This window comes from Cognatilysobacter lacus (assembly GCF_008274655.1).
GTDB lineage: Bacteria > Pseudomonadota > Gammaproteobacteria > Xanthomonadales > Xanthomonadaceae > Cognatilysobacter > Cognatilysobacter lacus.
Map to the genome: position 1 here is coordinate 1 of NZ_VTRV01000087.1, position 11,338 is coordinate 11,338.

13 protein-coding genes are annotated in these 11,338 nt (G+C 69.1%); 5 read left to right on the forward strand and 8 right to left on the reverse strand.

The features are described 5' to 3' along the window. Together FW784_RS08900 and FW784_RS08905 are read left to right on the forward strand one after the other, a co-directional pair. Positions 1 to 1,057 (forward strand): ATP-dependent helicase C-terminal domain-containing protein (locus tag FW784_RS08900; RefSeq protein ID WP_328592720.1); only part of this gene is annotated, 1,057 nt, incomplete at its 5' end. A gap of 212 nt (positions 1,058 to 1,269) precedes the next feature. Then, entirely contained in the window at positions 1,270 to 1,683 is a 414-nt protein-coding gene (locus FW784_RS08905) for a hypothetical protein (protein WP_149352997.1), read from the forward strand. A gap of 96 nt (positions 1,684 to 1,779) precedes the next feature. Here the strand turns inward: FW784_RS08905 and FW784_RS08910 are convergent, their stop codons facing one another. The 3 genes from FW784_RS08910 to FW784_RS08920 form a co-directional block, all read right to left on the reverse strand. Next, the gene (locus tag FW784_RS08910; protein ID WP_149352998.1) at positions 1,780 to 2,862 is read right to left on the reverse strand and encodes a hybrid sensor histidine kinase/response regulator; all 1,083 of its coding nucleotides are present in this window, start codon (positions 2,860 to 2,862) and stop codon (positions 1,780 to 1,782) included. Between the two features lie 105 nt (positions 2,863 to 2,967). Continuing rightward, positions 2,968 to 3,516, reverse strand: coding sequence for a pseudouridine synthase (locus FW784_RS08915; RefSeq protein ID WP_149352999.1), 549 nt, complete (start codon positions 3,514 to 3,516; stop codon positions 2,968 to 2,970). Positions 3,517 to 3,587: 71 nt separating this feature from the next. Further along, positions 3,588 to 4,442, reverse strand: a complete 855-nt coding sequence (locus FW784_RS08920; protein WP_149353000.1) for a class I SAM-dependent methyltransferase — start codon at positions 4,440 to 4,442, stop codon at positions 3,588 to 3,590. Between the two features lie 148 nt (positions 4,443 to 4,590). On the opposite strand from FW784_RS08920, the gene FW784_RS08925 reads away from it, so the two are divergent. Then, positions 4,591 to 4,785 carry a hypothetical protein gene (locus FW784_RS08925; RefSeq protein ID WP_149353001.1) on the forward strand — a complete coding sequence of 65 codons (195 nt, stop codon included), beginning with the start codon at positions 4,591 to 4,593 and terminating at the stop codon, positions 4,783 to 4,785. Between the two features lie 42 nt (positions 4,786 to 4,827). Here the strand turns inward: FW784_RS08925 and FW784_RS08930 are convergent, their stop codons facing one another. After that, positions 4,828 to 7,056 (reverse strand): NADP-dependent isocitrate dehydrogenase, encoded by a 2,229-nt coding sequence (locus tag FW784_RS08930; RefSeq protein WP_149353002.1) that lies wholly within the window; start codon positions 7,054 to 7,056, stop codon positions 4,828 to 4,830. Between the two features lie 248 nt (positions 7,057 to 7,304). Here FW784_RS08930 and FW784_RS08935 point away from each other — a divergent pair, with 248 nt between their 5' ends. Both FW784_RS08935 and FW784_RS08940 read left to right on the forward strand, forming a co-directional pair. Continuing rightward, positions 7,305 to 8,381 (forward strand): SPFH and helix-turn-helix domain-containing protein, encoded by a 1,077-nt coding sequence (locus FW784_RS08935; protein ID WP_149353003.1) that lies wholly within the window; start codon positions 7,305 to 7,307, stop codon positions 8,379 to 8,381. Positions 8,382 to 8,386: 5 nt separating this feature from the next. Next, a complete protein-coding gene (locus FW784_RS08940) occupies positions 8,387 to 9,505 on the forward strand; it encodes a zinc ribbon domain-containing protein (protein WP_149353004.1) in 1,119 nt (372 codons plus the stop codon). A 36-nt stretch (positions 9,506 to 9,541) separates the two neighbouring features. Here FW784_RS08940 and FW784_RS08945 read toward each other — a convergent pair whose 3' ends face one another. The 4 genes from FW784_RS08945 to FW784_RS08960 form a co-directional block, all read right to left on the reverse strand. Further along, positions 9,542 to 9,811, reverse strand: coding sequence for a DUF5985 family protein (locus FW784_RS08945; protein WP_205123588.1), 270 nt, complete (start codon positions 9,809 to 9,811; stop codon positions 9,542 to 9,544). A 1-nt stretch (position 9,812) separates the two neighbouring features. Next, positions 9,813 to 10,070, reverse strand: coding sequence for a DUF5985 family protein (locus FW784_RS08950; protein WP_205123589.1), 258 nt, complete (start codon positions 10,068 to 10,070; stop codon positions 9,813 to 9,815). Further along, positions 10,067 to 10,444 (reverse strand): hypothetical protein, encoded by a 378-nt coding sequence (locus FW784_RS08955; protein ID WP_149353005.1) that lies wholly within the window; start codon positions 10,442 to 10,444, stop codon positions 10,067 to 10,069. The genes FW784_RS08950 and FW784_RS08955 overlap by 4 nt, the downstream gene beginning before the upstream one ends. A gap of 94 nt (positions 10,445 to 10,538) precedes the next feature. Beyond that, positions 10,539 to 11,338: FtsX-like permease family protein (locus FW784_RS08960; RefSeq protein ID WP_149353006.1), on the reverse strand; the 800-nt coding region annotated here is incomplete at its 5' end.

An 11,338-nucleotide genomic window follows, 5' to 3' on the forward strand; every position in this document is an offset into this window, starting at 1 on the left:
GGCGCGCCAGTGGCGCCGCCGCCTGCGGCTCGACGGCGCACCGCCGTCGCACGCGGCCGCGCACGCACTCGGCGACGTGCTGTTGCACGCTTTCCCCGATCGCATCGCGCACCGCCATCCGACCGACGCGCTTCGTTACCAGCTTGCGACCGGCCGCACCGTACGGCTGCTCGACGAGTCGCTGCTGCGCGGCGAGCCATGGTTGGTGGTCAACGAACTGCGCGACGAGCTGCGCGATGCGCGCATCCTGCAGGCCGCCCCCTTCGACCAGGCGCGGCTCGAGCGCGATTTCCCGTCGCGACTGGTCACGGAGGATCGCGTCGCTTGGGATGCGAACGCGCGCGCCATCATCGCGGTGCGTGAGCGACGCTTCGACCGCATCGTGCTCGAATCGAAGCCGCTGCCGCGTCCCGATCCGTCGCGCTTTGCCGATGCGCTGGTCGACGCGGTGCGCCAGCTCGGCATCGACGCACTGCCGTGGACCGACAGCCTGCGCCAGTGGCGCGAGCGCGTGCGCAGCCTGCGCGGCTGGTTGCCGGCGCTTGCGGACGCGTTGCCGCAGCTGTCGGACGACTCGCTACTCGCCACGCTCGACACATGGCTCAAGCCTGCGCTCGCCGGGAAGACACGCCTCGATGCGCTGGACGAGCAGGCATTCGGTGAAGCGCTGAAGTCGCAGGTCGACTGGGCAACCCGGCAACGCATCGACGCGCTGGCGCCGACGCGCATCGCGGTGCCCTCGGGCATGGAGCGGGCGATCACCTATGCGGTCGATGCCGACGGCACGCCGCAATGGCCGGTGCTCGCGGTCAAGCTGCAGGAACTGTTCGGTCTCGCCGACACCCCGCGCATCGCCGATGGCCGCGTGCCGCTCACGCTGCACCTGCTGTCGCCGGCGGGCCGGCCGCTGCAGGTCACGCGCGACCTGCGCGGCTTCTGGGAACGCACCTACCCGGAAGTGAAGAAGGAAATGAAGGGCCGCTACCCGAAGCATCCGTGGCCGGACGATCCGTGGACCGCGAAGGCGACGCACAGGGCGAAGCCGCGCGGGACGTAGATGGGCAGGCGGTGCAATCGAGCCGCGTGCCCGCGATGCAGTCCCGAACCATGGACGGTGCGTCGGCCGCGTTCGATGCACCGGATCCACGCAAACCCCGGGACCGCCTGACGCCGCCGCTTGGGCGTTCAGCCGCCAGCCGGGACCCGCTCACACTGTTTCGACGGTTGCGCGCCAACACTGTCGCTCGGATTCACTGAAGGACCACCGACATGAGCAAGTTGGATCTACTGCCCGAACGCGCGCTCGACCTGGCCAGCCATGCGGGTGACAGGCTGCGCGATTTCGCACCGCGCGCCACCGATTGGCTGGACGCCGGCGCCAAGCTCGGCGCGCTCAAGGGCGCGACGAGAGTCGGCATGAAGGTCGTACGTCGCAATCCGATCGTGTTCACCGCCGCCCTCGCGGGCGCCGGGCTGCTCTGGTACGCCGCGCGTCGCCGCGCAGCGCGCGCCGAGAGCGGCAGGGGCGAGGCGCTGGAAGGCAGCGCGCGCCGCATCGAAGTGCGTGATGGCGACAAGGAAGGCCGTCGCACGCGCACCAAGCGCGCGACCGCCGGCACCAAGCGCGCCAGCACGCGCTCGCGCCGCACGGCAGCGACCACCGAGCCGCGTACCGAGCACTGAGTAACAACGGGATGGTCGGCCCGGGCCGACCCTGAAATGCCGCCGGCTTCGGCGGCATTTTTGCGAGCGCGACGCACTCGCGCGCCGGGCGTTTGGTCAGGGCGCCTTCGGCAACTCGATCACGAAGCGCGCGCCGCCGCTCTTGCGATCCTCGTACCAGAGCTGGCCGCCGGCCTTCTGCACGATCTGCTTGGCGAGTGACAGGCCGAGGCCGGTCGAGATGCCATCGTCGCCTTCGTGCAGGCGCACGAATGGCTTGAACAGCTCGCGCTGCTTCGATGCGGGGATACCCGGGCCGCGGTCGCTGACCGTCAGCTGCCAGTAACCGGGCGCGCCCGGCTGGCCGGCGATCGTCAGCTCGCTTTCCGGCGCGTATTTCATCGCGTTGGTGATCAGGTTTTCGCTCACCTGCCGCAACACGCGCTCGTCGATGCGCACGTGCACATCCTGCGCAGGGCGCTGCACCACCACGCGGATGCCGCGCGCCTCGAGCTGGTACTCGTAGCGCTGCACCAGCCAGTCGATCGTCTCGGAGAGCGACGCGGTCTGCTCTATCGGTTCCTCACGGCGACCGGCGCTCTCGAGGTACTGGCGGATGTAGCCGAGCGCGTCGGTCGCGCTCTCATGGATCATCGCCATGTAGCGCGGCACGCGCTCGGGCTTCGTCGCGCCCGTGATCAGCATCTCGCTGGCGAACAGCACCGACGACAACGGGTTCTTGAGGTCGTGCGCGACGAGGTTGACCAGCTCCTGGCGTTCGCGGGCGACGCGCTCGAGGCGATCGCGCGTGAGCTTGAGGCCGACGTGCGCGGACACGCGCGCGAGCAGTTCTTCCGGGAGGAACGGCTTGGTGACGTAGTCGACCGCGCCGGCATCGAACGCGCGCAGCAGCAGGTCGCGATCCTGCGCAGCGGTGACGAACACCACGGGCAGGCTCGGCGGCGCGGCACCGGCACGCATTTCCTCCAGCACCTGGAAGCCGTCCATGCCCGGCATCATCATGTCGAGCAACACGAGGTCAGGCGGATCGCTCTCGCATATTTCGAGCGCTTTCGGGCCGTTGTCGGCGGTCACCACCTGGTAGCCCTGCCGCGACAACAGCATGCCGACCACGCGCAGGTTCGCCGGTTGGTCATCGACGACCAGGATCTTCGCGGCGGTGCCCGTGTTGGTGCCCATTCGTCCTCGCGATCATGCGTCGTCCGTGACGCGTTCAGGAATCGTCGACCTTAGCAGACGGCCCTTCGCTTATGCCGTGCGCCCTATTCAGCTAGGGTGAACGGTTCACCGCACCGCCGCCGTCACGTCGCGCCAGGCGCCCGGAGCGAGCGTGTCGAGCCGATGCGGACCGATGCCCACGCGCACCAGTCGCAGCGTCGGCAGGCCGACCGCTGCGGTCATCCGGCGCACCTGTCGATTGCGCCCTTCGCTGATCGCGATTTCCAGCCAGGCGTCGGGCACGCTCTTTCGAAACCGCACCGGCGGATCGCGCGGCCACAACGCCGGCGGCGCCAGCACGCGCGCCTGCGCGGGGCGCGTCGGGCCGTCGTTGAGCACGACACCGGCGCGCAGCGCGGCCAACTGCGCCGGTTGTGGATCGCCCTCGACCTGCACCCAGTAGGTCTTGGGCAGCTTGTGTCGCGGATCGGTCAGCCGATGCGCGAGGCCGCCGTCGTCGGTGAGCAGCAACAGGCCCTCGCTGTCGTGGTCGAGCCGTCCAGCCGGGTACACGCCCGCCGGCAGGCCGAAGCCGGCGAGCGTCGGCCGCGGCGGCGTGCCGCGGTCGGTGAACTGGCAGAGCACGCCATAGGGTTTGTTGAATGCAATCAGCATCGGGTCGATACGGGCGCGCTTCCGGTCAGGCGGCGGCCCGCCTCGCGCGCGCGATGTCGCGCGTCTCCGTGTCAGCCACGGGGCTTCACGAAGCGCAGCGTCATGCGATCGCTTTCGCCGATCGCCTTGTACTTCGCGTCGTCCTTCGCATCGTGCTGGTTGGTGGGCGGCAGGGTCCACACGCCACCGGGATAGTCCTTGGTGTCGAGCGGGTTGGCGTTGACCTCGCTGCTGCCGTCGAACAAGAAACCGGCGGCCTGCGCCATCGCGATCACCTGCGCCTGGCCGACGTAACCGGTCTTGTCGTCGTCGGCGACGTCGGCTTTCGCGCGGTGTTCCACCAGCCCGAGCACGCCGCCCGGCTTCAGCACGTCGAAGAATCCCTTGAACATGCCGGGTGCGGTGCCCGCCATGCGCCAGTTGTGCACGTTGCGGAAGGTCAGCACCACGTCGGCCGAATTCGACGGGCCGAATACCGGGTTCTTCGGATCGAAGCCGACGATGCGCGCGCGGTCGAAGTGCGCGGGATCGGCATCGAACCTGCGCTGCAGCTCGTCGCGGTTGCCGGCGTAGTAGTTGCGCGCCTTGTCGTTCGACTGCGAGGCCGGGTCGACCACCGCCGCGATGTAGTGGCCGTTCTCGCGCAGGTAGGGCGCGAGGATCTCGGCGTACCAGCCCGGCGGCGGCATGATCTCGATCACCGTCTGGTCGCTGCGCACGCCGAAGAAGGCAAGCGTCTGCTTCGGATGGCGATAGCGGTCGCGCGCCACGTTGGCGGGCGTGCGCCAGCTGCCAGCGATGGCGTCGTCGAGCGCGGCACCCAACCCGTTGCCAGCCATCGACGGACGGTCGGACGAGGGCGCGGTTGCGCAGGCGCCGAGCAGCAGCGTGGAGGTCAGGACGGCGGCGAGCAGGATCGGGCGCATGGCGGCTCCACGGTCGGGGGATGTGCCGAGCTTAACCAGCCGGCATCGAACGTGGCGTACCGCACGGCCGCCGCGAAACCGACATGCGGCGTCCATCGGCCTGTCATGCGCGGCAGGCAATGTCGTGCCCATCAAAGGGAGAGCACCCATGCACGGCAACGGACTCGAACTGGAAACCGCCACCGGGCTGCACCGCGTGCTCGATCGCCACGCCGCGTGGCAGTGGATCCAGCGCAGGCTCGCCACCGCACCCGCACCCGCACCCGCCGTCGACGGCGATACGGCACCGGACGAACTGACCGCTACGGTCGACCAGTACTTCGAGGAATACTTCTTCGAGTGAGGGCGGTGCCGGGCGGGACGCGTCGTCCCGCCCGGCGGGGCGTCAGCCGCGCAGGCCGTCGATCACCGCGTTGAGCGTGTTACTCGGACGCATCGCCGCGGCGACCTTGCGAAGGTCGGGCTGGAAGTAGCCGCCGATGTCGACGCTGTGGCCCTGCACGTCGACCAGCTCGCGCAGGATCGTCGCCTCGTTTTCCGTCAGCGCCTTCGCCACGGGCGCGAAGCGCGCGGCGAGTTCGCTGTCCTGCGTCTGGTCGGCCAATGCCTGCGCCCAGTACTGCGCCAGGTAGAAGTGGCTGCCGCGATTGTCGAGGCCACCGACCTTGCGCGCCGGGCCGCGGTCGTTGTCGAGGATCTGCGCGTTCGCACGGTCCAGCGTGTCGGCAAGGATCTGCGCGCGCGGGTTGCCGTAGCGGTTGGCGAGGTGTTCCAGCGAGGCCGCGAGCGCGAGGAACTCGCCGAGCGAATCCCAGCGCAGGTAGTTCTCTTCGGTGAACTGCTGCACGTGCTTGGGCGCACTGCCGCCCGCGCCGGTCTCGAACAGTCCGCCGCCTGCCATCAGCGGCACGATCGACAGCATCTTTGCGCTGGTGCCGAGCTCCATGATCGGGAACAGGTCGGTGAGGTAGTCGCGCAGCACGTTGCCGGTGACGGAGATGGTGTCCTCGCCGCGGCGAATGCGCTCGAGCGAGAACTTCATCGCGTCGACCGGCGACAGGATGCGGATGTCGAGCCCCGCGGTGTCGAAATCCTTCAGGTACGTCTCGACCTTCGCGATCAGCTGCGCGTCGTGCGCGCGGTTGGCGTCCAGCCAGAACACCGCGGGCGTGCCGGACAGGCGCGCGCGGTTGACCGCGAGCTGCACCCAGTCACGGATCGGCGCGTCCTTGGTCTGGCACATGCGGAAGATGTCGCCGGCCTGCACGTCCTGCGACAGCAACACGTTGCCGGCGTCGTCGACCACGCGCACGCGGCCGGCCGCCGGGAGCTGGAAGGTCTTGTCGTGCGAGCCGTATTCCTCGGCCTTCTGCGCCATCAGGCCGACGTTGGGCACCGAACCCATCGTCGCCGGGTCGAACGCGCCGTTCGCCTTGCAGTCCTCGACCACCGCCTGGTAGATGCCGGCATAGCTGCGGTCCGGGATCACCGCCTTGGTGTCCTGCAGCTTGCCGTCGGCGTTCCACATGCCGCCGCTGTCGCGGATCATCGCCGGCATCGACGCGTCGACGATCACGTCGCTCGGCACGTGCAGGTTGGTGATGCCCTTGTCGGAATTCACCATCGCCACGCCCGGGCGCGTGTCGTACACGGCCTGCAGGTCGTTCTCGATGGCCAGGCGCGTCGGCTCGTCGAGCTGGGCCATGCGTGCGTAGAGATCACCGATGCCGTTGTTGGCGTCGAAGCCGATTCGCTCGAGCGCGTCGCGGTGCTTGTCCAGCGCCTCGCCATAGAAGCGATTGACCGCGACGCCGAACATGATCGGGTCGGACACCTTCATCATCGTCGCCTTCAGGTGCAACGAGAACAGCACGCCCTGCGCCTTCGCATCGTCGATCTGCGCGTCGATGAAGCGCGCGAGCTTGGTGGTGTTCATCGCGGCGGTGTCGATGACTTCGCCCGCCTGCAGCGCGAACGGCGCCTTGAGGATCTGCGAGCTGCCGTTGGCGCCCACGAACTCGATGCGGACGCGGGTGGGCGCTGCGACCGTCGTCGACGTCTCGCTGCCGTAGAAATCGCCGTCGTCCATGTGCGCGACGTGCGTCTTCGAATCCTTCGACCAGGCGCCCATGCGATGCGGATGCTTGCGTGCGTAAGCCTTGACCGAGGCCGGCGCGCGGCGGTCGGAATTGCCTTCGCGCAGCACGGGGTTCACCGCGCTGCCCTTGACGCGGTCGTAGCGCGCCTTGACGTCGCGCTCGACATCGTTAGCCGGCTCTTCCGGGTAATCCGGCAGCGCGTAGCCGTGCGCCTGCAGCTCGCGGATCGCGGCGCGCAGCTGCGGCACGGACGCCGAGATGTTCGGCAGCTTGATGATGTTGGCTTCCGGCGTGGTCGCCAGCGCGCCGAGTTCCGCAAGGTCGTCGCTGACCGCCTTGTCGCCGAGTTCTCTCGGGAACTGCGCGAGGATGCGCGCGGCGAGTGAGATGTCGCGGGTCTCCACCGCGATCCCGGCCGCGCCGGCGAAGGCCTCCACGATCGGCAGCAGCGACTGCGTGGCGAGGTACGGGGCTTCGTCGGTGAGCGTGTAGAGGATCTTCGGGGTGTCGGACATTGGGCACTCGCGTCGGGGGCGGGCGATGCGGGCATCGCCGGGCCGGCCATTGTCGCGGTTCGCCCGGGGCGGGGCAAAAAGGCCGCGGTGCGAGCGGCGGCAGCGCGGCGGTTGGCGACCGCGCCCGCGTCCGCCAACCGGCCGCACCGATGCGGCCGGGGGGCCCAACGACACTGCGCCGCCGCCAGCGGCCGTGTCTAGAATCGGCGCGTGGCGCAGCTCGCGCCGGATCGCGACAGGAGCGGGACATGGGCGTGCTGGATTTCATCAAGGGCCAGGCCATCGAGGTCATCGAATGGACCGACGACTCCCGCGACACGCTGGCGTGGCGGTTTCCCGACGAAGACCGCGAGATCAAGAACGGCGCGCAGCTCATCGTGCGCGAAGGCCAGGCCGTGCAGTTCGTCGCCGCCGGGCAGTTCGCCGACCTGTTCCAGCACAGCGGTGGCCAGCCGTTCACGCTGTCGACGCGGAACATCCCGATCCTCTCGCGCATCCTCGGCTGGAAGTATGGCTTCGAGTCGCCGTTCAAGTGCGATGTCTACTTCCTCAACACGCGGTTGTTCACCGGCAACAAGTGGGGCACGTCGAACCCGGTGATGATGCGCGACGCCGACTTCGGCCTGGTACGGCTGCGCGCGTTCGGCACCTACGACTTCCGCATCGTCGACCCGCCGAAGTTCCTGCGCGAGGTCGCCGGCACCGACCAGAATTTCCGCCTGGACGAGTTCGCCGACACCATGCGTTCGCGCATCGTCAGCGTGTTCACCGAGGCGCTCGCCACCGCGAAGGTCCCCGCACTCGACATCGCCACCCGCTACAGCGAGCTGGGCGACGCGTTGCTGCCGGTCGTGAACCCGATCATGCAGGGCAAGTACGGCATCGAGATCACCGCGTTCGTGGTCGAGAACGTGTCGGTGCCGCAGGAAGTCGAGCAGGCGATCGACAAGCGTTCGGGCATGGCCGCGGTCGGCAACCTCAACGACTACGTGAAGTTCCAGATGGCCGGTGCGATGGGCCAGGGCGGCGGCAGCGTGGCCGCGGCGCCGGCGGAGATGGCGATCGGCTTCGCGATGGCGCAGCAGATGGCGCAGGGCATGGCATCCACGACCGCCACGCCGCCGCCGCCGGGTGCGGCGCCTTCCACTGCATCCGCGACCGCGCCGGTGCTCGACGTGCTCACGCCCGAGCAGGCTGCGCAGGCGCTCGGGGTGTCGGTGGAGGACGTGATCGACACGCTCGAGAAGGGCGAGCTCAAGGGACGCAAGATCGGCAGTGCGTGGCGGATCGGGCGCGCATCGCTCGACGAGTACCTGCGCGGCTGATCGACATGACGGAAACCGCCGCGATCGAACCGGCCGCCACGCTCGACAAGCGCGCCTGCCCCGAATGCGGCGGCGACCTGCAATGGAACGCCGCCAAGCGCGCGCTCGTATGCCCGTACTGCGGCACCGTTGCGCCGTGGCAACCCGACGCCGCGGCGGCCGGCGGGATCGCCGAGCTCGACCTCGCGCAGGCATTGGCCAAGGCGGACGACGGCGGGCGCGGTTACGGCGACGCGCGCCGCGAAGTGCAGTGCCAGAGTTGCCGCGCGATCAGCGTGTTCGAGGCCGACAAGGTCGCCGACCGCTGCGCCTTCTGCGGATCGCCTGCGATCGTGCCGTACGCGGCGTTGAAGGAGGCGATCACGCCGCAGAGCCTGCTGCCGTTCTGCATTCCGGAGCCGCAGGTGCGCGAATCGATTCGCCGCTGGTACGGGTCGCGCTGGTTCGCGCCCAACCGGCTCAAGCGTGCCGCGCTCACCGATACGTTGCACGGCGTGTACCTGCCCTACTGGACGTTCGACGCGCAGGTGCACGCCGAATGGACGGCGGAGTCCGGCACCCACTACTACACGACCGAGACCTATACGCAGAACGGCCAGACGCGCACCCGCCAGGTGCAACACACGGATTGGAAACCCGCGTCGGGTGAACTCGATCACTTCTTCGACGACGACCTGGTGCCCGGCAGCGAAGGCGCGCAGCGCGACCTGCTGGAAGAGATCGAGCCATTCCCGACCACCACCGACCTGAAGCCCTACGCGCCGGAATTCGTGCGTGGCTGGACGGTGGAGCGTTACCAGGTCGACCTGCGCCAGGCGGCCCAACTCAACATGGCCGAGATGGAGAGCGCGCTGCGCGAACTCTGCGCGCAGCAGGTTCCCGGTGACACCTATCGCAACCTGCAGGTGCAGTCGACGTACCGGGGCCGCACCTTCAAGCACGTGCTGGTGCCGGTATGGCTGGTGAGCTACACGTACGGCCGACGCGCGTTCCAGGTGCTGGTCAACGGTTACACCGGAACCATCGCCGGGCGGCGGCCCTACAGCTGGATCAAGATTGCGCTCGCGGTGACGGCCGCGCTGGTCGTCGCGCTCGTGTACTTCTGGTTGAACGGACAGGACTGACAGCCGCGCGAACGGCTGTGAACCGCCGGGGCCACGCTAGCCCGGCGGGCGCCGGCTGCGAAGGTTCTTGTCGATGATGCCGACCAGGATCAGCAGGAAGAACACCAGCCGCGCGACGAGGTACGGCGCAGTCGCCTCATCGCGCGCGCCCTCCCATGCGAACACCGCGCGATTGACCGACTCGAGGAAGAACGCCGCCGCGAACCACAGGAACAGGCGGTCGCGGCCGGTGCGCCAGAAGCGCACGAACAACAGCCCCGCCACCGCGGAGCCCATGCAGATCATGCCGAGCAGGAACAGTTGCACGTCAGCGTTCCTCGACGATCAGGCCGTAGACCAGGCTGCCCACCGCCAGCAGCGAAAGCCCCTGCCGCACCGGCCACAGGGCCAGCCCCGGGAACACCACGAAATCCAGAACGAGCACGATATTGGCCGCCGCCAGCAGCGCGAAGCAGATCGCGCTCCAGACCAGCATGCGCGAGCGCACCCGCCGGGCGCCGAGACCGAGGAGGATCGCGCACAGCATCGCGGCCAGTGCGCAGAGTGAGTAGATCGTGGCGTTCACTCGTCCCTCCGCAGGACGAAAGCATCGGCGAAGTCGCGGGCCTTGCGCTCCAGCCCGGAATGGATGAGTTCGGTCACCGCGACCACATGCCGGCCGTACGTCGTCGCCAGTTCGTCGACCAGCGTCGAGCTGCCGGCGTCGACCGGTGCATAGCGCACGCGATCGTCGTCGACCTGCGCCAGCCGTTCGCGGCAGAGCTCGCGCACCAGGCCATCGACGCGCGTGTCGGGCAGGTACAGGCGCGCGGCCAGCTCGCGACGCGACCAGCCATCCGCGCGCGAGCGCAGCAGGAGCAGCGCTTCGAGCATCGGCACCGAGTGGATCCTGGCGGCGACGAACCGGCGAAGGTCAGGCGCAATCGTTGCAGCGGCCATCGGCGCATCGTCGTGGGTCGGCGTCGATCCGGCAAGCCGTTGATTCCGCTGCGTATCCGTGCAAGGGGTCGCGCTGGGGCCGTGCACCCGCCCGTCAGCGCAGCGCGAAAACTTCGGCCGGCTGCAGCCGCCGCACGGGCACCAGGCTGACGAGCGTGCCCGCGATCGCCACGATCAGCACCGCGGCGAGCCCTGCCAGCGGCGTCCACACCAGCATGCGGAACGGAAAGCCGTGCCGCATCGCGACTTCGCCCGCGAGCCCGCAAAGACCCAGCCCCAGGCCGGCGCCGATCGCCGCCGCGGTGAGCGCCTGCACCACCACCATCGCCGACAGCGCCCGCGGCGCCAGGCCCATCGCGCGCAACACCGCGTAATCGCGTCGACGGTCATGGGTGAACAGGTAGAACATGATCCCGCTGACGCTCAGCCCCATCGTCATCGCGAGGATCAGCATCGCGCTGATGTCGCCGACATCCTCGGAATTGAGCAGGTACCAGCGCACGGTGTCGCCCTGGAAGTCGGACGACGCGCGCGCGCGCAATCCGGTGCGCGCGGCAATTCGACTGGCCAGCGCCGCGGTGTCGGTGCCGGGCATCGCGCGCACCAGCACGAAGGTGGTGTCGCGGCGTTCGTAGGGCAGCACGCGCAACGCCGTGCCGCGGGTCATGTAGACCAGCGGGCGCGGCGGGAAGCGCGGATGCATGTTGGTCACGCCGCGCACCTGCAGCACGCGATCGTTGATCAACAGCTCGTCGCCCGCGGCGAGCGCGCGCAGTGGCGCATCCAGATGCGGGCCGTCATGTGGCCAGCGATCGGCCGCGTGCACCGGCGCGAGCAGCTTGTCCTCGGTGGCGCCTGCATCGACCAGCACGCTGTCGCCCTCGCGCAGCACGG